Annotated in this window: 20 protein-coding genes; 11 read left to right on the top strand and 9 right to left on the bottom strand. The window is 59.7% G+C overall.

Features of this window, described 5'->3' with window-relative positions:
* Positions 1–27: 27 nt before the first annotated feature.
* Positions 28–927, bottom strand: coding sequence for a LysR family transcriptional regulator ArgP (locus ACYZTY_RS21950; protein WP_461955451.1), 900 nt, complete (start codon positions 925–927; stop codon positions 28–30).
* Positions 928–1023: 96 nt separating this feature from the next.
* Here ACYZTY_RS21950 and ACYZTY_RS21955 point away from each other — a divergent pair, with 96 nt between their 5' ends.
* The 3 genes from ACYZTY_RS21955 to ACYZTY_RS21965 all read left to right on the top strand — a co-directional run bounded on the left by ACYZTY_RS21955 (position 1024) and on the right by ACYZTY_RS21965 (position 2806).
* Positions 1024–1425, top strand: a complete 402-nt coding sequence (locus ACYZTY_RS21955) for an ACT domain-containing protein (protein ID WP_461955452.1) — start codon at positions 1024–1026, stop codon at positions 1423–1425.
* Positions 1426–1430: 5 nt separating this feature from the next.
* Entirely contained in the window at positions 1431–2033 is a 603-nt protein-coding gene (locus ACYZTY_RS21960; protein ID WP_008156083.1) for a LysE/ArgO family amino acid transporter, read from the top strand.
* Between the two features lie 176 nt (positions 2034–2209).
* Entirely contained in the window at positions 2210–2806 is a 597-nt protein-coding gene (locus ACYZTY_RS21965) for a superoxide dismutase (protein ID WP_461955453.1), read from the top strand.
* 226 nt (positions 2807–3032) lie between these two features.
* Here the strand turns inward: ACYZTY_RS21965 and ACYZTY_RS21970 are convergent, their stop codons facing one another.
* Positions 3033–3398: a DUF6124 family protein gene (locus ACYZTY_RS21970; RefSeq protein ID WP_461955454.1), complete on the bottom strand. Its 366-nt coding sequence runs from the start codon at positions 3396–3398 to the stop codon at positions 3033–3035.
* 1119 nt (positions 3399–4517) lie between these two features.
* Between ACYZTY_RS21970 and ACYZTY_RS21975 the strand changes: the two genes are divergently transcribed.
* From ACYZTY_RS21975 to ACYZTY_RS22005, 7 genes are all read left to right on the top strand, one after another.
* Positions 4518–6569, top strand: coding sequence for a putative bifunctional diguanylate cyclase/phosphodiesterase (locus ACYZTY_RS21975; protein ID WP_461955455.1), 2052 nt, complete (start codon positions 4518–4520; stop codon positions 6567–6569).
* A 235-nt stretch (positions 6570–6804) separates the two neighbouring features.
* The gene (locus ACYZTY_RS21980; RefSeq protein WP_461955456.1) at positions 6805–8154 is read left to right on the top strand and encodes an imelysin family protein; all 1350 of its coding nucleotides are present in this window, start codon (positions 6805–6807) and stop codon (positions 8152–8154) included.
* Between the two features lie 635 nt (positions 8155–8789).
* Positions 8790–10217: a di-heme oxidoreductase family protein gene (locus tag ACYZTY_RS21985; protein ID WP_461955457.1), complete on the top strand. Its 1428-nt coding sequence runs from the start codon at positions 8790–8792 to the stop codon at positions 10215–10217.
* A gap of 26 nt (positions 10218–10243) precedes the next feature.
* The gene (locus tag ACYZTY_RS21990; protein ID WP_461955458.1) at positions 10244–11308 is read left to right on the top strand and encodes an imelysin family protein; all 1065 of its coding nucleotides are present in this window, start codon (positions 10244–10246) and stop codon (positions 11306–11308) included.
* 14 nt (positions 11309–11322) lie between these two features.
* Positions 11323–12420 (top strand): DUF1513 domain-containing protein, encoded by a 1098-nt coding sequence (locus tag ACYZTY_RS21995; protein WP_461955459.1) that lies wholly within the window; start codon positions 11323–11325, stop codon positions 12418–12420.
* A 206-nt stretch (positions 12421–12626) separates the two neighbouring features.
* A complete protein-coding gene (locus ACYZTY_RS22000; protein WP_461955460.1) occupies positions 12627–13775 on the top strand; it encodes an efflux RND transporter periplasmic adaptor subunit in 1149 nt (382 codons plus the stop codon).
* 13 nt (positions 13776–13788) lie between these two features.
* Entirely contained in the window at positions 13789–16824 is a 3036-nt protein-coding gene (locus ACYZTY_RS22005) for a multidrug efflux RND transporter permease subunit (protein WP_461955461.1), read from the top strand.
* Between the two features lie 177 nt (positions 16825–17001).
* On the opposite strand, the gene ACYZTY_RS22010 is transcribed toward ACYZTY_RS22005, so the two are convergent.
* The 5 genes from ACYZTY_RS22010 to colR all read right to left on the bottom strand — a co-directional run bounded on the left by ACYZTY_RS22010 (position 17002) and on the right by colR (position 20724).
* Positions 17002–17229 carry a hypothetical protein gene (locus ACYZTY_RS22010; protein WP_461955462.1) on the bottom strand — a complete coding sequence of 76 codons (228 nt, stop codon included), beginning with the start codon at positions 17227–17229 and terminating at the stop codon, positions 17002–17004.
* Positions 17230–17231: 2 nt separating this feature from the next.
* Entirely contained in the window at positions 17232–17945 is a 714-nt protein-coding gene (locus tag ACYZTY_RS22015) for a lipopolysaccharide kinase InaA family protein (RefSeq protein ID WP_461955463.1), read from the bottom strand.
* Positions 17946–17949: 4 nt separating this feature from the next.
* Positions 17950–18618 (bottom strand): class I SAM-dependent methyltransferase, encoded by a 669-nt coding sequence (locus ACYZTY_RS22020; protein WP_461959375.1) that lies wholly within the window; start codon positions 18616–18618, stop codon positions 17950–17952.
* Between the two features lie 158 nt (positions 18619–18776).
* Positions 18777–20051, bottom strand: a complete 1275-nt coding sequence (locus ACYZTY_RS22025) for a sensor histidine kinase (protein WP_461955464.1) — start codon at positions 20049–20051, stop codon at positions 18777–18779.
* Positions 20041–20724, bottom strand: a complete 684-nt coding sequence (colR, locus tag ACYZTY_RS22030; protein ID WP_054045155.1) for a two-component system response regulator ColR — start codon at positions 20722–20724, stop codon at positions 20041–20043. The genes ACYZTY_RS22025 and colR overlap by 11 nt, the downstream gene beginning before the upstream one ends.
* Positions 20725–20943: 219 nt before the next feature.
* Here colR and ACYZTY_RS22035 point away from each other — a divergent pair, with 219 nt between their 5' ends.
* Positions 20944–21687 (top strand): phosphatase PAP2 family protein, encoded by a 744-nt coding sequence (locus ACYZTY_RS22035; RefSeq protein WP_461955465.1) that lies wholly within the window; start codon positions 20944–20946, stop codon positions 21685–21687.
* 175 nt (positions 21688–21862) lie between these two features.
* Here the strand turns inward: ACYZTY_RS22035 and groL are convergent, their stop codons facing one another.
* On the bottom strand, positions 21863–23506 hold the full coding sequence (groL, locus tag ACYZTY_RS22040; RefSeq protein ID WP_129438004.1) for a chaperonin GroEL: 1644 nt from the start codon (positions 23504–23506) through the stop codon (positions 21863–21865).
* 49 nt (positions 23507–23555) lie between these two features.
* Entirely contained in the window at positions 23556–23849 is a 294-nt protein-coding gene (locus ACYZTY_RS22045; protein WP_007948593.1) for a co-chaperone GroES, read from the bottom strand.
* Positions 23850–23878: the final 29 nt, after the last annotated feature.

Genomic DNA, 23878 nt, shown 5'->3' on the forward strand with positions numbered 1-23878 from the left:
CTTCACTTGCAGCTTGCAGCTTGACGCTTATGACTGCTTCCAGGGCACCAGCCATTGCCTGGATGAGCGCACCAATTGATCGGTCAGCAACCCCAGAAGCTGACCGCCATTGCGCCAATGATGCCAGTACAGCGGCACATCGATGGGCTTATCTGGCAAAAGCTCCAGCAAAACACCGCGTTCCAGTTGCTCGCGCACCTGCAATTCCGGCACCAGGCCCCAGCCCAGTCCGGCCTCGGTCAAGCGAATGAAGCCTTCAGACGATGGGCATAAATGGTGCTCGAAACCGCCATCGACACCGAGGGATGCGAGGTAGCGATGCTGTAGGAAATCGTCCGGGCCGAACACCAGCGCCGGGGTTTTGGCCAGCAGATCAGCCCGCACGCCTTCAGGAAAATGTCGGGCGATAAATGCTGGACTTGCCAGCGCTCGATAACGCATGGCGCCCAATAACACGCTGCGTGCGCCAGCCACCGGGCGCTCGCTGGCGCAGATGCACGCGGCCACTTCGCCAGCGCGCATGCGTTTGAGGCCGACCGTCTGGTCTTCCACGACCAGATCCAGCAGCAGGTGTTGCTCGGCGCAGAAATCACTGACGGCTGCGGCCCACCACGTCGCAAGACTGTCGGCATTCAGGGCGATGCGCAGGCGTTCTGGCAGACCTTCTTCATCCAGCGCCGGGACCAGCGTCTGTAGATCGCGCTCAAGCAAACGCACCTGCTGGACATGGTTGAGTAAGCGCCGCCCAATCTCGGTGGGCGCCGGCGGTGTGACCCGCACCAACACTGGCTGGCCGACCCGCGCCTCCAGCAGCTTGATGCGCTGGGAGATCGCCGACTGCGACAAACCCAACACCTGCGCAGCGCGCTCGAACCCGGCCTGCTCGACCACGGCGGCCAAGGCAGAAAGCAATTTATAGTCGAACATCAGTTTTCCTAATGAGCGATCAGCATGATTGGTTTTTCTTATACAGCGTTGCACCGGAGAATGGCCAGCAAGAACTCTTGAACAAGGATCACCGACATGGCTGGCGAAACTTCATTGGCAACGCTGCTGCGCAGCATGAGCCCGCAGCTCAACGACGGCGAATACGTGTTCTGCACGCTGCGCGACGGCAAGTTGCCCGACGGTCTCGAGATCGTCGGCAGCTTTCGCGAGCAGGAAGGCCTGACAGTGATTCTGGAACGTTCCCACGCCGAACAGGCCGGTTTCAGCTTCGACTACGTCGCGGCCTGGATCACCTTGAACGTGCATTCGGCCCTCGAAGCCGTCGGCCTGACCGCCGCGTTCGCCACGGCACTGGGCCAGGCCGGCATCAGTTGCAACGTGATTGCCGGGTACTACCACGACCATTTATTCGTCGGTCAAACCGATGCTCAACGCGCCCTGCAAGTACTGCGGGACCTGGCAGCCAACGCGGAGTAAACCTTATGTGGCAAAGCTATGTGAACGGCCTGCTGGTGGCCGCTGGGCTGATCATGGCGATCGGCACTCAGAATGCGTTTGTGCTGGCGCAAAGCCTGCGGCGTGAACATCACCTGCCGGTGGCGGCGTTGTGCGTGACCTGCGATGCCTTATTGGTTGCCGCCGGGGTGTTCGGACTGGCGACGGTGCTCGCACAAAACCCGACCTTGTTGGCGGTCGCCCGCTGGGGTGGTGCTGTATTTCTGATTTGGTATGGCAGCCAGGCGCTGCGCCGGGCGTGCTCGAAACAAAGCCTGCAACAAGGTGAAAACCAGACGGTGCGCTCGCTGCGCGCGGTGATGCTCAGCGCCTTGGCCGTGACCCTGCTCAACCCGCACGTTTATCTGGATACGGTGCTGTTGATCGGCTCGCTCGGCGCGCAACAAACCGAGCCCGGTGCTTATGTGGTGGGGGCCGCGAGCGCGTCGTTGTTGTGGTTTTTCACCTTGGCACTGGGCGCCGCCTGGTTGGCGCCGTGGCTGGCCCGGCCGAGCACTTGGCGGATTCTCGATCTGTTGGTCGCGGTAATGATGTTTGCAGTGGCCTTTCAATTAATCGTTGCCGGCTGATTATTCCAAAAGGCTCTGGAACCTCTATTCCACACAGTTGTTGCGTGGTTATGCCGCACCCCCGGTGCTATGATCCGATTCGATGCGCCGCAAAGAGTACAAACTCCCCGGCGCTTGTCTGGCCGCCCGTGATCGGCCTTGCGCTCACCGCAACTGACCTGATTAGGAGAATCATCATGGCTTTCGAATTGCCGCCGCTGCCTTACGCACACGATGCCCTGCAGCCGCACATTTCCAAGGAAACTCTGGAATACCACCACGACAAGCACCACAACACCTACGTCGTGAACCTGAACAACCTGGTGCCAGGCACCGAGTTCGAAGGCAAGACTCTGGAAGAAATCGTCAAATCTTCCTCGGGCGGTATCTTCAACAACGCCGCGCAGGTCTGGAACCACACTTTCTACTGGAACTGCCTGGCGCCAAACGCCGGCGGTCAACCAACCGGCGCGCTGGCTGAAGCCATCAACGCTTCTTTCGGTTCGTTCGACAAGTTCAAAGAAGAATTCAGCAAAACCTCCATCGGCACCTTCGGTTCCGGTTGGGGCTGGCTGGTGAAAAAGGCTGACGGTTCCCTGGCCCTGGCCAGCACCATCGGCGCCGGCAACCCGCTGACCAACGGCGACACCCCGCTGCTGACCTGCGACGTCTGGGAACACGCTTACTACATCGACTACCGCAACGTTCGTCCGAAATACGTCGAAGCGTTCTGGAACCTGGTCAACTGGAAATTCGTGGCTGAGCAATTTGAAGGCAAAACCTTCAAGGCTTAAGATCGACGCCAGACAAAAAACCCGGCGTTTATGCCGGGTTTTTTTATGGGCTGGAGAAAAGTCAGAGAGCCCTGAGCGGCCTTGAAAAATGGGTCGGCTGTCCGGCCGCCTCGCGAGCAGGCTCGCTCCTACAGTTAATTTGCGTCGTATGCAGAATTCGCGAACGACAACGCCCTCTGTGGGAGTGAGCCTGCTCGCGATGAACGATAACGCGGTCTTTGAACTACTACGCCGGATCGACGTTATCCAAGGCTCGGTTCACCGCCAACTCCGCCAGCATGATGATCTGCTGAATCGCCAACACCGTGTGCCGCTGCGGGCCGATCAGGTTCGCGGCGAAATCGCTGGCCATGACGCTGGCCGAGGCCAGGGACTCGCAGGCTTGGACCAGGAGGCTTTCGCTGTCCATGTCGGGGGTGATCATGAACATGGTGCTGGGGCGACGGGGTTTTTCGAGATATTGGTCTGGCGGGTCGAGGTAATAGTCGAGGGCGCGTTTTATGGCTTCGCGGTCTCGGAGGAGCGTTTCGGCTTCGGGGGCTTCGGAGGTGGGTGCGGTGTTGACGGGTGGATCGGGGATTAATTTGTCCATTGAATTTCTCCAGCGTTGGAGCCTCCACTTGCCGCTTCTCACACGGCGAAGAGGTGGCAGCTATGTGCGAGGTGAGAAGACCGGTTATGGACACCCGGCCGGACCGAAGTCCGCCCGCACACAGCCGCCATAACGCAATTACTGGCAGCGAGTAAGCTGGCGGCGATTATGCGTGTACAGACACTGGATGACCATAAGTTGCCGGGCTCTCACACCCGGTCGCTGAGTTTTCAGCGACAGCCAGAGATTAGAGAGACTGCTTCCTACCCGGCAACCTGAAAAATGCGTGGGAAATCGCTGTGTTTTTTACACATCACTCAACACAAAAATGGAACGCGGAGCGTCCCGGACTGCATTCCTTTGCTGCGCGTAGGGAACGATCAATCGGGGGAAGGAGAAAGAAATTGGTCGGCTGTCAGGCCGCCATCGCTGGCAGGCCAGCTCCCACAATGGATCGGCGTACACGCTTCGCTTTTCACCACTCAATAGGCCGAGCGTTAGCTCGCCTGCTCTTGATCTTGATCTTGATCTGCCCGCCCCGTCGGGAGGCTGAGTGGAGGCGTTCATCTGGGGGTAGGCGCGTAGCGCCGTTCGACGAAGTCGAACACATCGAGAGGAGGTCGAAGCGAAGCCGACCGGAGGCGATGCCCCCAGATGAATGCCGGAGCGAAGGAACGCCGAGCCTAGGCGAGGCGCCGGACGTTGGGGCGAAGACCTTTGCTTCCTTTGGGGCGTTTGCCAAAGGGAGTCGCCGTAAGGGCGAAACCATAAGTGGCCGTTACCGCAGGAATGGATATGTACACAACCAACAAGAACATGGTCGGCTATAAGGCCGCCAAGCAACCAGGCCAATGTCCGACAATGAAACCAGCGTTCAGTCCCTTGCCCCCACGCCACAGCAGGCTACCATCAACAAACGGAAAAATAGTCCCAATCCCCCTCAAGTTGAAGGACCCAACTACCGACACAGTACTAATAGGGCAAATACTCAAAACAACAGCATTTCTGCCAAGCTACCGGCAAAAAACCCTGAGATTGATTGTCCCTTTGACTGCCAACACGGGATTGCCAATACTCATGGCAACTTGATGCTACCCGCACGGAACAAGGAATACCCCTTTGAAGCTGGAACTCAAGAACAGCTTGTCGGTGAAGTTGCTCCGGGTCGTGCTCCTGTCGGCATTGATCGTCGGCGTGGTCTTGAGCTGCGCGCAGATCGTTTTCGATGCCTATAAAACACGCCAGGCCGTGGCCAACGATGCCGAGCGCATCCTCGACATGTTCCGCGACCCCTCCACCCAGGCCGTCTACAGCCTGGACCGGGAAATGGGCATGCAAGTCATCGAAGGCCTGTTCCAGGACGACGCCGTGCGCCAGGCCTCCATCGGCCATCCCAACGAAGCCATGCTCGCGCAAAAATCCCGTGAGTTGCAGCATTCAAACAGCCGCTGGCTGACCGACCTGATCCTCGGCAAAGAACGCACCTTTACCACCCAACTGGTAGGCCGCGGCCCCTACAGCGAATATTACGGCGACCTGAGCATCACCCTCGACACCGCCACCTACGGGCAGGGTTTCATCGTCAGCTCGGTGATCATCTTCATCTCCGGCGTGTTACGCGCCTTGGCCATGGGCCTGGTGCTGTACCTGGTCTACCACTGGCTGCTGACCAAACCGCTGTCGCGAATCATCGAACACCTGACCGAAATCAATCCGGACCGCCCCAGCGCACACAAGATTCCGCAGCTCAAGGGCCACGAAAAGAACGAACTGGGTATCTGGATCAACACCGCCAACCAGTTGCTCGAATCCATCGAACGCAATACCCACCTGCGCCACGAAGCGGAAAACAGCCTGCTGCGCATGGCCCAGTACGACTTCCTCACCGGCCTGCCGAACCGTCAGCAATTGCAGCAGCAACTGGACAAGATCCTGGTCGACGCTGGCAAATTGCAACGTCGGGTTGCGGTGCTGGTGGTGGGCTTGGACGACTTCAAAGGGATCAACGAACAGTTCAGCTATCAGACCGGCGACCAACTGCTGCTGGCCCTGGCCGATCGCCTGCGCGCTCACAGTGGTCGCCTCGGCGCCCTCGCCCGTCTCGGTGGCGACCAATTCGCCCTGGTTCAGGCCGATATCGAACAACCTTATGAAGCCGCTGAACTGGCGCAAAGCATTCTCGATGATCTGGAAGCGGCGTTTGCCCTCGATCATCAGGAAATCCGCCTGCGCGCGACCATCGGCATCACCCTGTTTCCCGAGGACGGCGACAGCACCGAGAAACTGCTGCAAAAAGCCGAGCAGACCATGACGCTGGCGAAAACCCGCTCGCGCAACCGTTATCAGTTCTACATCGCCAGCGTCGACACCGAGATGCGCCGCCGCCGGGAACTGGAAAAAGACCTGCGCGACGCCCTGCGCAGGGACCAGTTCTACCTCGTCTACCAACCGCAAATCAGCTACCGCGATCACCGGGTGGTGGGCGTCGAGGCGCTGATTCGCTGGCAGCATCCCGAGCATGGCCTGGTGCCGCCCGACCTATTCATCCCGTTGGCCGAGCAGAATGGCACCATCATCGCCATCGGCGAATGGGTGCTGGATCAGGCCTGCAAACAATTGCGCGAATGGCATGACCAGGGTTTCAGCGACCTGCGCATGGCGGTGAACCTGTCCACGGTGCAACTGCACCACGCCGAGCTGCCGCGGGTGGTCAACAACCTGCTGCAGATGTACCGCCTTCCTCCTCGCAGCCTGGAGCTGGAAGTCACCGAAACCGGCCTGATGGAAGACATCAGCACCGCCGCCCAGCATCTGTTGAGCCTGCGTCGCTCCGGCGCATTGATTGCGATCGACGATTTCGGCACCGGTTATTCGTCCTTGAGTTATCTGAAAAGCCTGCCGCTGGACAAGATCAAGATCGACAAGAGCTTCGTGCAGGACCTGCTCGATGACGACGACGATGCCACCATCGTTCGGGCGATCATCCAGCTGGGCAAGAGCCTGGGTATGCAGGTGATTGCCGAAGGCGTGGAAACCGCCGAGCAAGAGGCCTACATCATCTCCGAAGGCTGCCATGAAGGTCAGGGCTACCACTACAGCAAACCGCTGCCGGCGCGGGAATTGAGTGCCTACCTGAAACAGGCACAGCGCAGTAACGCAGCTATTTTGTAGATATCAAAAGATCGCAGCCTCGTTTCACTCGACAGCTGCTACGGGTCCGTGTGCCTCTGTAGCAGCTGTCGAGTGAAACGAGGCTGCGATCTTTTGATCCACGACACAACTCTTGTGTGAATAAGAAATATTTCCAGCTACAACCCTTTACACATAATGCGAAAGATTTGCATTATGTCGCAGTTTTGCGCACTCGCTGCGCCATACCACCCCCTCTCGAAGCAGGATGTTCGCCATGATTCGTATGCCTCTGGCTACCGCCAGTCTGTTGGCCATCGCTATTTCCCTCGCCGGTTGTGGCGAAGGCAAAGACAAAGCTGCAGCTCCAGCGCCTACGCCGGCCGCCAGCACGACCGCGCCGGCTCCAGCCACCGCACCTGCCGCTACCAGCAAAGTCGACGAAGCCGCTGCCAAAGCCGTTGTCGCGCATTACGCCGACATCGTCTTCGCCGTTTACAGCGATGCCGAATCCACCGCGAAAACCCTGCAAACCGCCGTCGACGCCTTCCTCGCCAAGCCGAACGCCGACACCCTGAAAGCCGCCAAGGCTGCCTGGGTTGCTGCCCGCGTTCCTTACCTGCAGAGCGAAGTGTTCCGTTTCGGCAACACCATCATCGACGACTGGGAAGGTCAGGTGAACGCCTGGCCACTGGACGAAGGCCTGATCGACTATGTCGACAAATCCTACGAGCACGCACTGGGTAACCCAGGCGCCACGGCCAACATCATCGCCAACGTCCAGGTTCAGGTCGGCGAAGACAAGATCGACGTCAAAGACATCACCCCGGAAAAACTCGCCAGCCTGAACGAGCTGGGCGGTTCCGAGGCCAACGTCGCCACCGGCTACCACGCCATCGAATTCCTGCTCTGGGGCCAGGACCTGAACGGCACCGGCCCTGGCGCCGGCAAACGTCCAGCCTCCGATTACCTCGAAGGCAAAGGCGCCACTGGCGGTCACAACGATCGTCGCCGCGCTTACCTGAAATCCGTGACCCAGCTGCTGGTCAGCGACCTGGAAGAAATGGTCGGTAACTGGAAGCCGAACGTGGCCGACAACTACCGCGCCACCCTGGAAGCCGAACCGGTTGATACCGGCCTGCGCAAAATGCTGTTCGGCATGGGCAGCCTGTCCCTGGGCGAACTGGCGGGCGAGCGCATGAAGGTTTCCCTGGAAGCCAACTCCCCTGAAGACGAACACGATTGCTTCAGCGACAACACCCATAACTCGCAGTTCTACGATGCCAAGGGTGTGCGTAACGTCTACCTGGGCGAATACACCCGCGTCGACGGCACCAAAATGACCGGCGCCAGCCTGTCGTCCCTGGTGGCCAAAGCCGACCCGGCTGCCGACACCGCACTGAAAGCCGATCTGGCCGCCACTGAAGCCAAGATGCAGGTCATCGTCGATCACGCCAACAAGGGTGAGCACTACGACCAGCTGATCGCTGCCGGCAACACCGCTGGCAACCAGATCGTCCGTGACGCTATCGCATCCCTGGTCAAGCAGACCGGTTCGATCGAAGCCGCCGCTGGCAAACTGGGCATCACCGACCTGAACCCGGACAACGCTGATCACGAGTTCTGATCAACGCTGGCTGAATAAAAGGCGACCTTCGGGTCGCCTTTTTCATGCCCGCCTGACACGCCCCTCTGTAGGAGCGAGGCTTGCCCGCGAAGAGGCCGCGTCAGCCAACATAGATGCTGAATGCAATGCCGCCTTCGCGGGCAAGCCTCGCTCCTACAAAGTCTTGCGCGGATCCTGTGGGAGCGTGGCTTGCCCGCGATGAGGCCGCGTCAGTCAACATCAATGCTGAATGTAATGCCGCCTTCGCGGGCAAGCCTCGCTCCTACAAAGTCTTGCGCGGATCCTGTGGGAGCGTTGCCCGCGATGGGGCCGCGTCAGCCAACATAGATGCAGAATGCAATGCCGCCTTCGAGAGCAAGCCTCGCTCCTACAAAGTCTTGCGCGGATCCTGTGGGAGCGTTGCCCGTGAAGGGGCCGCGTCAGCCAACATAGATGCTGAATGCAATGCCGCCTTCGCGGGCAAGCCTCGCTCCTACAAAGACCTGCGCAGATTCTGCGAGCCTGCTCGCGATGGCCGCGCCTCGGTCTTCTGTGAATACATGCCCCACATCAACCAAACGATAATTCCTCTTATTCAATCCCCCCTGCCCTGTTAGACTTTGCGCCCTTGTTTTGCTCGTCTTGCAGGATGTCTGATGCCCTCGCTGCTTCTTCGCTTGTCCGCACTGTTTCTGGCCCTGGGCCTGAGTGCCTGCGATGACGCCCCGCGTTTTACCAAGGCCGAACCCGGTGAAGCCCGGTCCGGTGGCGCAGCGACCGTGCGCAAGACCGATCAGAACGCTTTCTCCCTGCCCTCCGCGAACCTGTCGCCGTCACGGCGCGTGGATTTCAGCGTCGGCAACAGCTTCTTCCGCAACCCCTGGGTGATCGCCCCCTCGACCACCACCGCCCGGGACGGCCTCGGTCCGCTATTCAATACCAACGCCTGTCAGGGCTGCCACATCAAGGACGGTCGCGGTCATCCGCCGACGCCCGATGCCGTGAACGCGGTATCGATGCTGGTGCGCCTGTCGATCCCGGATGCGCCGGCGTATGCCAAGGTCATCGAGCAGCTCGGCGTGGTCCCCGAGCCAGTCTACGGTGGCCAGTTCCAGGACATGGCTGTGCCCGGCGTAACCCCGGAAGGCAAAGTGCGTGTCGATTACACGCCCGTTCCGATCCGTTTCAAGGACGGCACCGAAATCGAGCTGCGCAAGCCCAGCCTGAACATCACCCAACTGGGTTACGGCCCGATGCACCCCGACACCCGTTTCTCGGCCCGCGTTGCCCCGCCGATGATTGGCCTGGGCTTGCTCGAAGCCATCCCCGACGAGGCGATCCTGGCCAACGCCGAGGCCCAGGCCAAGGACAAAAACGGCATCGCCGGACGTCCGAACCGGGTCTGGGACGACGTACAACAGAAGACCGTCCTGGGCCGATTCGGCTGGAAAGCCGGGCAACCGAACCTCAATCAACAGAACGTTCACGCGTTTTCCGGCGACATGGGCCTGACCACCAGCCTGCGCCCCTTCGACGACTGCACCGACGCGCAAACAAACTGCAAACAGGCCCCCAACGGCAGCGGCCCGAATGGCGAGCCGGAAGTCAGCGATAACATCCTGCGCCTGGTGCTGTTCTACAGCCGCAACCTGGCTGTTCCAGCCCGCCGCGACGTCAACGCGCCCGAAGTGCTGGCCGGCAAGAACCTGTTTTTCCAGGCCGGCTGCCAGTCCTGTCACACACCGAAATACACCACCGCCGCCAACGCCGCCGAACCTGAACTGGCCAATCAAGTGATTCGCCCTTACAGCGATCTGCTGCTGCACGACATGGGCGACGGTCTGGCCGACAACCGCAGCGAATTCCAGGCCAGTGGCCGCGACTGGCGCACCCCGCCGTTGTGGGGCATCGGTCTGACGCAGGCGGTCAGTGGCCACACCCAGTTCTTGCATGACGGCCGCGCGCGCAATCTGCTTGAAGCCGTGCTCTGGCATGGCGGCGAAGCGCAAGCGGCCCAGCAACAGGTTTTGTCTTTCAATGCCGAGCAGCGCGCTGCGTTGCTGGCGTTTTTGAATTCCCTTTAAACCGTATTCCATCGCGGGAGCCCGACATGTTCCGTCCCAAATTGTTGTTCACCAGCCTTGCCGCACTCGCCCTCGGCGCTTGCTCGCCACAGGACCCGCAAGCCGTTACCTCGGCCGCCATCGCCAAATCGGTGATCCTGCCGACGTACACCCGTTGGGTTGAAGCCGACCGCCAGTTGGCCGTCAGTGCGCTCGCCTACTGCGAAGGCAAGGAAAACCTCGACACCGCCCGCGCCGACTTCCTGCATGCGCAGAAAGCCTGGGCCGAGTTGCAACCGCTGCTGATCGGGCCGCTGGCCGAAGGCAATCGCGCCTGGCAGGTGCAGTTCTGGCCGGACAAGAAAAACCTGGTCGGCCGTCAGGTCGAGCAACTTGTTACCGCGCAGCCGCAGATCGACGCCGCCGCCCTGGCCAAGTCCAGCGTCGTGGTGCAAGGCCTCTCGGCCTATGAATACATTCTGTTCGACAGTAAACCGGACGTGGCCAACGACGCGCAAAAAGCCAAGTACTGCCCACTGCTGAAGGCGATTGGCGAGCGTCAGAAACTGCTGGCCGAAGAGATTCTGCAAAGCTGGAACAACACCGACGGCATGCTCGCGCAAATGAGCAAATTCCCCAACCAGCGTTACGCCGACTCCCACGAAGCCATCGCCGATCTGCTGCGTGTCCAGGTCACCGCCCTCGACACCTTGAAGAAAAAACTTGGCACACCGATGGGCCGCCAGAGCAAGGGGGTGCCGCAACCGTTCCAGGCCGATGCATGGCGCAGCCAGTCGTCCCTGACCGGCCTTGAAGCCAGCCTCGCCGCCGCCAAAACCGTGTGGGAAGGCGTCGACAACAAAGGCCTGCGCGGCCTGTTGCCGAGCGAGCAGAAACCGTTGGCCGACAAGATCGATGCCGCTTACGCCGCGTCTCTGAAACTGTTCGCCAGCAATCAGCGTCCGCTGACCGAGATGCTCAACGACGACGCCGGTCGCCAGCAACTCAACGATATCTACGACAGCCTCAACGTCGTCCATCGCCTGCACGAAGGCGAACTGGCCAAGGCGCTGGGCATCCAACTGGGCTTCAATGCCAACGACGGTGACTGATGAGGGTGAGTGCCATGCTGCGACGTCAGGCTCTGACTTTAGGTAGTTTGCTGCTGGGAGCAGTGACACTGGGCGGCTGGACGCTGTTCAAGCAAAAGGACAAAAGCCCGCTGCTGCTGTCGGCGCGGGATGATGGCGACGGCAAGCATTACGCCGTCGGTTATCGGCTGGACGGCACCCGGGTGTTCGCCACTCAGGTCGGCCAGCGTTGCCACGACATCATCAACCACCCGACGCTGCCGATTGCGCTGTTCGTCGCCCGCCGCCCAGGCACCGAGAGTTACCTGATCGACCTGCGCGACGGCACGCTCCTGCAAACCGTGGCCTCGCTGCCGAACCGGCATTTCTACGGTCACGCGGTGATTCACAAGAGCGGCGACTGGCTGTACGCCACCGAAAACGACACCTCCGATCCGGGTCGCGGCCTGTTGGGTGTGTACAAGTTCGAAGGTGAGCGGCTGGTGCACAGCGGCGAAATTTCCACCCATGGCATCGGCCCGCATCAGGTGTCGTGGATGCCGGATGGCGAAACCCTGGTGGTGGCCAACGGCGGCATTCGCACCGAAGCCGAAAGCCGGGTCGAGATGAACCTCAATGCCATGGAGCCGAGCCTGGTGTTGATGCAACGCGACGGCACCCTGCTGAGCAAGGAAACCCTCGCCCAGCAGATGAACAGCGTGCGTCATCTGGGGATCGCCAGCGACGGCACCATCGTCGCCGGTCAGCAGTTCATGGGGCCGTCCCACGAGTCTTCGGAGCTGCTGGCAATCAAGCGTCCCGGCCAACCGTTCGTGGCCTTCCCGGTGCCGGAGCATCAGTTGCAGGCGATGGGGCATTACACCGCCAGCGTTGCGGTCCACAGTGACTTGCGCCTGATCGCGTTGACCGCCCCGCGCGGCAACCGCGTTTTCATCTGGGACATGGACAGCGGCGAAGTGCGCCTGGATGCGCCACTTCCCGATTGCGCAGGGGTTGGCGCAGTGGCTGATGGTTTTGTGGTGACTTCCGGTCAGGGCCGCTGCCGGTACTACGATTGCCGCCAGACAAATCTGGTTGCAAAACCGCTCGATCTTCCCGCAGGCCTCTGGGACAACCACCTTCACCTGGTCTGATACCCCCACTCCCTGTAGGAGCGAAGCTTGCTCGCGAAAGCGGTATGTCAGCCAACTTAAATGCTGACTGATACATCGCTTTCGCGAGCAAGCTTCGCTCCTACAGGTTTTGCGTCATCCTGTAATAAGTGGCAGTTGGATTCACTGCCACTCTCGGAGTAATGTGCCCCCCTGTCTCACCTGATTTTCTCCAAGGAAGTGGAAATATGCTGCGTCGCCGCATGCTGATCATGTTGGGTGTTGTTCTGCTGATCGTGCTGGTCCTGGCCGGTTATAAAGCCTTCTCCATCTACACGATGATTCAAGGCTTTTCCGCGCCGAAACCGCCGATCAGTGTCGCCGCGACCACTGCCGCCGAACGCCCGTGGCAAGCCCGCTTGCCGTCCGTTGGCACCCTCAAGGCGCTGCAAGGGGTAGACCTGAGCCTGGAGATTGCCGGCACCGTCATGGATGTGCAGTTCGAGTCCGGGCAGCAGGTCAAGGCTGGCCAGCCGATCGTGCAGCTCGACAGCGGCGTGGAAAAGGCTTTGCTGGAAACCGCGATGGCGGACCTCGGGCTGTCGACCGTGAATTACAACCGCGGCAGCCAACTGGTGGGAAGCCAGGCGATCTCCAAAGGTGAGTTCGACCGACTCACGGCGATCATGAAAAAGGATCAGGCCACGGTCAACCAGCTCAAGGCGTCGCTGGCGAAAAAGCGCATTCTCGCCCCGTTCAGCGGCACCATCGGTATTCGTCAGGTCGATGTCGGCGACTACGTCGCCAGCGGCACCATGATCGCCACCCTGCAAGACCTCAGCAGCCTCTACGTCGACTTCTTCGTGCCAGAACAGTCGGTGCCGAAGATCGGCATCGGCCAGTCGGTCAAGATCATTGTCTCGGCCTACCCGACACAGACCTTCCCCGGCACCATCAGCGCAATCAACCCGAAAGTCGAAAACAGCACCCGCAACGTGCAGGTCCGCGCGACCCTGGCCAACCCCGACGGCAAACTTCTGCCGGGCATGTTCGCCAGCCTGCAAGTGATGCTGCCCGACCCGCAGTTGCGCATCGTCGTGCCGGAAAGCGCGATCACTTACACGCTGTACGGCAACTCGCTCTACGTCGTCGCGCAGAAAAAAGCCGAAGACGGCAGCCTCGAAAAAGACGACAAGGGCCAGCCGATCCTGATCGCCGAACGGCGTTTCATCGAAACCGGCGAGCGCCGCGACGGGCTGGTGATGATTACCAAAGGCGTGCAGAACGGCGAAAAAGTGGTCACGGCCGGACAGATCAAACTGGACAACGGCGCACACATTGCCATCAGCGACGACAAGACCCTAGCCGAGAAGAGCAGTCAGCCTCGCGTTGACTGATCAAGGAATCCACATGGCTTTTACCGACCCGTTCATCCGCCGCCCGGTGCTCGCCACCGTGGTCAGCCTGTTGATTGTGCTGCTGGGCTTTCAGGCCTGGAGCAAGCTGCCGCTGCGCCAATACCCGCAAATGGAAAACGCCCTGATCACGGTGACCACCGCGTACCCCGGGGCCAATGCCGAAACCATTCAGGGCTACATCACTCAACCGATGCAGCAAAGCCTGGCGAGCGCCGAGGGCATCGACTACATGACCTCGGTCAGTCGCCAGAACTTCTCGGTGATCTCGATCTACGCGCGCATCGGCGCGAACAGCGACCGTTTGTTCACCGAACTGCTGGCCAAGGCCAACGAGGTGAAAAACCAGCTGCCTCAGGACGCCGAAGACCCGGTGCTGAGCAAGGAAGCCGCCGACGCCTCGGCACTCATGTACATCAGTTTCTTCAGCAAGGAGCTGAGCAACCCGCAGATTACCGACTACCTGTCGCGGGTCATCCAGCCGAAACTGGCGACCTTGCCGGGCATGGCTGAAGCCGAGATTCTTGGCAATCAGGTGTTCGCCATGCGCCTGTGGCTGGACCCGGTGAAGCTGGCCGGTTTCGGCCTGAGCGCCAGCGACGTGACCAACGCGGTGCGCCAGTACAACTTCCTCTCTGCCGCCGGTGAAGTGAAAGGCGAGTACGTCGTCACCAGCATCAATGCCAACACCGAGCTCAAGTCCGCCGATGCGTTTGCAGCGATTCCGCTCAAGGTCGATGGCGACAGTCGCGTGCTGCTCAGCGATGTGGCGCGGGTCGAGATGGGCGCGGAAAACTATGACTCGATCAGTTCCTTCGGTGGCACCCCCTCGGTGTACATCGGCATCAAGGCCACGCCGGGCGCCAACCCGCTGGACGTGATCAAGGAAGTGCGCAAGATCATGCCGGAACTGGAAGCCCAGCTGCCGCCCAACCTCAAAGGCGAAATCGCTTACGACGCCACGCTGTTCATCCAGGCCTCGATCGATGAAGTGGTGAAAACCCTCTTCGAAGCCGTGCTGATCGTGATCGTGGTGGTGTTTCTGTTTCTCGGGGCACTGCGTTCAGTGGTGATTCCGGTGGTGACCATTCCGCTGTCGATGATCGGCGTGATGTTCTTCATGCAGATGATGGGTTACTCGATCAACCTGCTGACCCTGCTGGCGATGGTGTTGGCCATCGGGCTGGTGGTGGACGATGCCATTGTGGTGGTGGAAAACATTCACCGGCACATCGAGGAAGGCAAGACGCCGATGGATGCGGCCCTCGAAGGCGCCCGGGAGATCGCCATGCCGGTGGTCTCGATGACCATCACCCTGGCGGCGGTGTATGCACCCATCGGTTTCCTGACCGGGCTTACGGGGGCGCTGTTCAAGGAGTTCGCCCTGACGCTGGCCGGGGCGGTGGTGATTTCGGGCGTGGTCGCGCTGACCCTGTCGCCGATGATGTGCGCCCTGCTCCTGCGTCACGATGAAAACCCGAGCGGTCTGGCCCATCGTCTGGACATGATTTTCGAAGGCCTCAAGCGCCGATACCAAAGCATGCTCCACGGCACCCTCAACACCCGGCCGGTGGTGCTGGTGTTTGCAATAATCGTGCTGTGCCTGATTCCGGTGCTGCTCAAGTTCACCAAGTCGGAACTGGCGCCCGACGAGGACCAGGGCATCATTTTCATGCTGGCCAACGCCCCGCAACCGGCCAACCTCGACTACCTGAACACCTACACCGACGAATTCATCACGATCTTCAAAGAGTTTCCCGAGTACTACTCCTCGTTCCAGATCAATGGATTCAACGGCGTGCAGTCGGGGATCGGTGGTTTCCTGCTCAAACCATGGAACGAACGCGACCGCACGCAGATGGCAATCCTGCCCGAGGTCCAGCGCAAACTGGAGAGCATTTCGGGTTTGCAGGTCTTCGGCTTCAACCTGCCCTCCCTGCCCGGCACTGGCGAAGGGTTACCGTTTCAGTTCGTGATAAACACGGCCAACGATTACGAAGCGCTGCTGCAAGTGATGGACCGGGTGAAAAAACGGGCGATGGAGTCCGGCAAGTTCGCCTTCGTCGACGTCGACCTGGCCTTCGACAAACCCGAGGTCGTCGTGGATATCGATCGGGCGAAAGCTGCGCAGATGGGCGTGTCCATGCAGGACCTCGGCGGAACACTGGCGACGTTGCTGGGTCAGGCGGAGATCAACCGCTTCACCATTGAGGGCCGCAGCTACAAAGTCATCGCTCAGGTCGAACGACCTTTCCGGGACAACCCGGACTGGTTGAACAACTATTACGTCAAGAACACCCAAGGCGAACTGCTGGCCCTGTCGACCCTGATCACTGTCACAGACCGGGCGCGTCCACGGCAGTTGAACCAGTTCCAGCAACTCAACTCGGCGATCCTGTCCGGGGTGCCACTGGTCAGCATGGGTGAAGCCATCGACACCGTGCGGCAGATCACGCTGGAAGAAGCGCCGGCCGGTTTTGCCATGGATTACGCTGGCGCGTCGCGGCAATACGTGCAGGAAGGCAGCGCGCTATGGGTGACCTTCGCGCTGGCGCTGGCGATCATTTTCCTGGTGCTGGCGGCCCAGTTCGAAAGCTTCCGTGATCCGCTGGTGATCCTGGTGACCGTGCCGCTGTCGATCTGCGGCGCGCTGATTCCGCTGTTCCTTGGGTGGTCGAGCATGAACATTTATACCCAAGTGGGGTTAGTAACCTTGATCGGGCTGATCAGCAAGCACGGCATCCTGATCGTCGAATTCGCCAACCAGTTGCGCAAGGAGAAGGGGCTGACACCTCGCGAGGCGGTGGAAGAAGCGGCGGCGATCCGCCTGCGTCCGGTGTTGATGACCACGGCGGCGATGGTGTTCGGCATGGTGCCGTTGATCATCGCCACGGGCGCAGGGGCGGTCAGCCGGTTCGATATCGGCATGGTGATCGCAACGGGGATGTCGATTGGGACGTTGTTTACATTGTTCGTGCTGCCATGCATCTACACCCTTTTAGCCAAACCCGACTCTAAAGCGAACCCATAACCCCTGTGGGAGTGAGCCTGCTCGCGATGGCGGCCGATCAGCCAACATTGATGTGGCCTGACACACCGCTATCGCGAGCAGGCTCACTCCCACATTGGTCTGGTGTAAGGCTTGAAATCCGGGCACAAAAAAAGGCCTCGCATTTTGGCGAGGCCTTTTATTTTGGCTTCAATCTGTTCAACTCTGTGGCCTCATTCCCTGAGAAAGTCCGAACATGAACAGCAATAAATCATGATCGGGTTGGGATGCCACGGATGCCTTGGCAACCCGTGGCAACGGACAGTGAGCATCAGCGCTCACTGAACTGAGGACTTGCGTGCGGGGCTGCTCCCACGCTGCCACCGCCAATGAAGCAACTGCCAAGGCTCCTATCAAAAAAACACCTCGTGCAATTTCTAGTTTCATTGCTATAAACCTTTGATGGCGCTGCCAAACGCCGTCTCATAAAAATAGACGAGTTTGCGCCAGTCCGTCGTGCTGAACGACGAGTGGCGACGCAGTTGCTTCAGGTCATGAGCAGCCGCGCGATAGGCGGTCAAGCGCTGTCGGCACTTCTCCAGGTCGATCAAGGCAATCTCGACCTTGGCCGAGTCGTCTTCGCCGGTAACCCGCACGAATACGTGCTTGATATAGATGCAGCTGTGCTGCCAACGGCCCTTGTGCATGCGGGCAAGATTGTCGGCCAGTTCCTTCAAGACGCGATCATGCACCACCTCACCATGGCGCTCGCGACCGCCGCCGGCATACCAATGTTCGAGCTCCTCAAAGCCATCCAGCGACTTGGTCACCAGCAATGCGCGCCATTTGTGCACAGGGTCGCGCTGTGCGCCGCAGAAAACGATTTCAGGAACCCGCACATCAAGTGCGCGCAGGCCAATGAGCGCATCCTGCTCGCGCAACACGGTCGGGCGGCCGAATGGGTGCTGCCAGCTGCGATAGGTATGCCCGGTCTGCCGCTTGGCGTAGAGCAGTTGTCCATCGCTGCCCATGACACGCTCCACGCCACTTTCTCCACCGCGACGGACGTTGGGTTCTTCTACCCATTCACCGCGCTGATTCCAGAAGTAGTCGAAGCGGTCCTGAGAAGCGACGTCCGTTTCTGCTGCACATTGCACTGCCATCCTGTTACCTCTTGCGTAATACGTAAACTCGCCACATGGCATAGAGCGGTAAAAAGTCCAGTTGTTCCTGGATACGGAACCCCGCCTGTTCAAACTCCTTCTCTACCGTGGCCGCCGGTAACACAAATCGGTTTTGGTAACCTTCCTGTCCACGCCGTTTCTCTGAACGCTTGCGTTTCCAGGCTTTGAAATTGCCGTCCACCCACAACGAGAGGATCACGCTGTCACGCGTGACTCGTTCAAATTCGCGCAGAATAGCCAGTCGATGCTCGGCTTCACCGATGTGATGCAGCAAACGCATGCAGAAAATGCTGTCGACAGCGTTGTCGGGTAAGGCGATGTCGAATGCAGAAGTGTGCAAGGGCTGCACCCGTTTCACCACGTCGACAGGTTGCGCCTGGGTGGCAATCTTCAGCATTGACTCGGAGTTGTCGGCCCCGATGATCGCGCGATTGGCTTTTTCCGCCAGCAATGGCCAGAAACGCCCCGCACCACAAGGCAAATCAAGGACCAGCCCAGGCTCACCGACCAGCGCCAGCGCCTTTCGCGCCAACTGCTCGTCACGCCAGTGGGACAGTCGACGACCGAGGCCATCCTGATGCTTTCGCAAATATCGTTGAGCGTGCTGGTCGTCGTATTTTTCGGAAAAATCTAGTTTGATCGGGCCGTCCATCATTAAGGTCTCCTGAACTTCTGATGACATCTACCTTAGGTAGCGTAGTGTCAGCGTCAGGTCATGCCTTTGTGAAAAAATTGTTATGTAAACGCGCAATCATTTCAAGGTTTTTCAGAGTGGCAGTCATGGCTCGATGTCTCGATTTCTTAGCACCGCTATCCTTGACTCAACGCCACTTCAAAACGACAGCCATTGGGCTCCATGTTAGTCAGGCTGACGTTCCAGCCCTGGTTCTCACAGATCCGCTGCACCAGTGACAGCCCAAGCCCCAGGCCCTCGCCGCGCTTTTCGCTGCCGCGCACGAAAGGTTCGAACATTGCCTCGCGTTTTTCCTCGGGAATGCCCACGCCGCTGTCCTCGACCGTGAAACCGGTGGCCGTGAGGGTCAAGCGGATGAACCCGCGTTCGGTGTAATGCAGTGCGTTACGCAACAGGTTGCCCATGACGGCGTGCAAGAGGGTTGCGTTGTAGCAGGTGCCGGGCGGACTGCCCGGCTCAAAGATCAGATTCAACCCCTTGGCTTCAATCGGTTCGCGCCATTGGTTGAGCAGCCCATCGGCGACCTGACTCAGCGACTGCTGCGGCGCGATGCTGGCGTCTTCTCGCTGGGTCCGGGCCAACATCAGAAACGTCTGCACCAACTCGCGCATCTCTGCGCACGCACGGGCGATTCGTTCGACCTGGGCACGGCCGCGCTGGTCGATACCGGGGTTTTCCAACAGCAGCTCACAGGAACTGGCCAGCACCATCAACGGCGTGCGCAGTTCGTGGCTGACGTCACTGGTAAACAATCGTTCACGGGTCAACGCCTGGCGCAAACGCCCAAGGGTGGCGTCGAAGGCAACGGCCAGCTCGCCCACTTCGTCGGCGGCATAATCCGGTGCCAAAGGCGGCGCCAGACCCAGCAATTGATCGCGATGACGCACCTGGCGGGCCAGCCGCACCACCGGCGCCATCACTTTGCGCGCCAGGACCCAGCCGAGAAAGACCGCCAGCGCCAGGCTCAGCACGAAGCCCACCAGCACCACAGCAAACAGCACCCGCTCACGCTCTTCGAAATCGCTTTGGTCCTGAAGCAATACGTAACGCCGGCCATCGACGATTTCGACCATCGCGTGATACGACAGCTGCTCGCGAAAGACCTCGTGGAAACCGGAATCCAGGTGCCGCAGATCCTTGGGTAACTCAAAGTCCCCTGGCCCTCCGCTGAAATAGAACAGCTGGTCCGGCTCGGGGCGATGGCTCCAGTCCGAGACGCTGTCCATCAGCAACAGCCGTTGCAAATCGCCGCCCAGCCCGGCCGAAATCAACTTCTCTTCGACCAGGTGCACGGTCGCCACGATGCCCATGGCGAAGGCGCCTGCCACCAGTGCGCTCATCAGCGCAAAGGCGATGATGATCCGCTGGGCAAGGCTCTGCTTAAACTCCATCACGGCCCTCGGCCAAGCGATAACCCACACCGTGCACGGTTTGCAGCAAGGGCTTGGCGAATGGCTTGTCGATCACCTGACGCAGTTGATGGACGTGACTGCGCAAGCTGTCGCTGTCCGGGCAGTCATCGCCCCACAGGGCTTCTTCGAGAATTTCGCGGCGCAATACATGCGGGCTTTTCTGCATCAGCACGGCCAGCAACTTCAGGCCCACCGGGTTGAGTTTCAGCAGACGACCTTCGCGCGTCACCTCCAGGGTGTCGAGGTCGTAGCTCAAATCGCCCACCTGCAAGGCTCGACGACCGCCGCCTTGGGCACGACGCATGACCGCCTCGATGCGCGCCGCCAGTTCGGACAGGGCGAACGGCTTGATCAGGTAGTCATCGGCACCGGACTTGAAGCCTTGCAGCCGGTCATCCAGCTGATCGCGCGCGGTGAGCATGATCACCGGCGTGTCGCGGCGGGCGTCTTCACGCAGGCGTTTGCACAGGGTGTAGCCGTCGATGCCGGGCAACATGATGTCGAGCACGATCAAGTCGTAATGCTCGGTAGCCGCCAGGTGCAGGCCCGACAAACCGTCCTGCGCGCAATCCACGGTGTAGCCCTTGAGCCCCAGGTAATCGGCCAGATTGGCCAGGATATCGCGGTTGTCTTCAACCAATAGAATTCGCATGGGCACCTCCTCCGTACACAGTAACGGCCGTCGTGGCCCGCGCAGCTTAAGGCCAAGTGTGGCTCAGGGCTAGGACTGCGTGCAGTTGTAAATCGGAAAGAAAAAGCCGATGACGGCTTAACAAGTTTTTCACTATCGATTCACACGTTGGCGACAGCACCGGGCTCAGACTCCGCGCGGATGCGCTCTCCAGAACCCTTCACCGACCAAGGAATTGCCATGGCTTCGACCGCTGCCCGCCCCGCTTCCAGACCGCTCAACTTCTGGTTGTGCCTGGGCGTACCTGCCACTGCGGCGATCATTTTGCTGCTGCTGGAACTGACGTCGCTGGACATGGACCTGGCCAAGCTGTTCTACGACCCGGTCGCCGGGGACTTCATCGGGCGTCACAGTTACTTCCTTGAGAACATTCTGCATGACCGCGCCAAGCAAGTGGTCATCGCGTTTTCGGTGTTTGCCATCTTCGGCTTCATTGGCGCCTTTTTCGTGGACAGGCTCAAACCGTTCAAACGTGAATTGGGCTGCCTGGTGTTGTCTCTGGCGCTGGCGACCTCGTTCGTGACGCCGGTCAAAGCGGTGACGGCGGTGCAATGCCCTTGGAGTCTCGAGCAATTCGGCGGTCACGAAACCTACAGCGAATTGCTTAGCCCGCGCCCGCCCACCGACAAGCCTGGCCGTTGCTGGCCGGGCGGTCATGCGGCTACCGGGTTTACGCTGTTTGCGCTGTTCTTTGTACTGCGTGACCGGCGTCCGCGTCTGGCGCGCCAGGCGTTTGTGTTTGCGTTTGCACTGGGCACGGTGTTTTCGGTGAGCCGGATGATGCAGGGGGCGCACTTCTTTTCGCACAACGTGTGGACGGCGATTTTTTGCTGGTTGATTTGTCTGGGGTCGTATTACTACATCCTGTACCGACCGGCATCCAAGGCTGGTCGGGTCAGCAAGGTAGAACCAATCAGCGTTTGAACTGACGCCTTCGCGGGCAAGCCTCGCTCCTACAAGAGCGTGGCGCACCATTAGCCAGTAGGAGCGAGGCTTGCCCGCGAAGAGGCCCTCACAAACAACACATCTTTGCGACGGGCAATAAAAAACCCCGCTGGCTCATCGCCGGCGGGGTTTTTATGTACGGGGTATGGCTGGCTTACATCATGCCGCCCATGCCGCCCATACCGCCCATGTCTGGCATGCCGCCGCCAGCTGGTTTGTCGTCCGGAGCATCAGCGATCATGGCTTCGGTGGTCAGCATCAAGCCACCAATGGACGCCGCAGCCTGCAGAGCAGAACGAGTCACTTTGGTAGGGTCGAGGATGCCCATTTCGATCATGTCGCCGTATTCGCCGGTAGCAGCGTTGTAACCGAAGTTACCCGAACCTTGCTTGACCTTGTCGACAACTACGCTTGGCTCGTCGCCGGAGTTAGCAACGATCTGACGCAGTGGCGATTCGATAGCGCGACGCAGTACAGCAATACCGACGTTCTGATCAGCGTTGTCGCCTTTCAGTTCGCTGATGGCTTGCAGAGCGCGAATCAGCGCTACGCCACCGCCAGGTACCACGCCTTCTTCAACGGCTGCACGAGTAGCGTGCAGGGCGTCTTCAACGCGGGCTTTCTTCTCTTTCATTTCAACTTCGGAACCAGCGCCAACCTTGATCACTGCAACGCCGCCGGACAGCTTGGCCAGACGCTCTTGCAGTTTTTCACGGTCGTAGTCGGAGGAAGTGTCGGCCACTTGCTGACGGATTTGCAGAACGCGAGCCTGGATATCAGCTTCAACGCCGGCGCCGTCGATGACGGTGGTGTTTTCCTTGGTGACGGCTACGCGCTTGGCGTTACCCAGGTGTTCCAGGGTAGCGCTTTCCAGGCTCAGACCGATCTCTTCGGAGATAACGGTACCGCCGGTCAGGACAGCGATGTCCTGCAGCATGGCCTTGCGACGGTCACCAAAGCCTGGAGCCTTGACGGCAACCACTTTGACGATACCGCGCATGTTGTTCACAACCAGAGTCGCCAGGGCTTCGCCTTCAACGTCTTCGCTCACGATCAACAGTGGACGACCTGCTTTGGCAACGGCTTCCAGTACTGGCAGCAGTTCACGGATGTTCGAGATTTTCTTGTCGACCAGCAGGATCAGCGGACCGTCCAGCTCGGCAGTCATGGTCTCTGGCTTGTTGACGAAGTAAGGGGACAGGTAGCCACGGTCGAACTGCATGCCTTCAACAACCGACAGTTCGTTTTCCAGGCCCGAGCCTTCTTCAACGGTGATCACGCCTTCTTTACCGACTTTTTCCATGGCTTCGGCAATGATGTCGCCGATGGAGTTGTCGGAGTTGGCCGAGATGGTGCCGACCTGAGCGATTGCCTTGGTGTCAGCGCAAGGCTTGGACAGGGCTTTGAGCTCTTTGACGATTGCGATGGTCGCTTTGTCGATACCGCGCTTCAGGTCCATCGGGTTCATGCCGGCAGCGACGGCTTTCAGGCCTTCGTTGACGATCGATTGAGCCAGAACGGTAGCGGTGGTGGTGCCGTCGCCTGCGTCATCGTTGGCACGGGAGGCAACGTCTTTGACCAGCTGCGCGCCCATGTTTTCGAAGCGATCTTTCAGCTCGATTTCTTTGGCAACGGACACGCCGTCCTTGGTGATGGTCGGAGCGCCGAAGCTCTTCTCGATGATCACGTTACGCCCTTTAGGGCCCAGGGTCGCTTTTACTGCGTCAGCCAGGACGTTGACACCGGCGAGCATTTTCTTACGGGCGGAATCGCCGAATTTAACTTCTTTAGCAGCCATGATCGATATTCCTTAAATACTTTGTAGTAGCGGGAAAATGAGCGGGGAATCAGCCTTCGACGACAGCGAGGATTTCGCTTTCGCCGATGACCAGCAGGTCTTCGCCGTCAACTTTCACAGTGTTGCTGCCGGAGTAAGGGCCGAACACAACCTTGTCACCCACTTTCACGGACAGCGCACGCACTTCACCGTTGTCCAGGACTTTGCCTGGGCCTACAGCGAGGACTTCGCCCTGGTTTGGCTTTTCAGCAGCCGAACCTGGCAGGACGATACCGCCAGCGGTTTTCTTTTCTTCTTCGCTGCGACGGACGACGACGCGGTCATGCAGAGGACGAAGCTTCATTGTCGATCTCTCCTAATTGTGGTTTTCAT

The sequence above is a fragment of the Pseudomonas sp. LB1P83 genome (genome assembly GCF_054897885.1).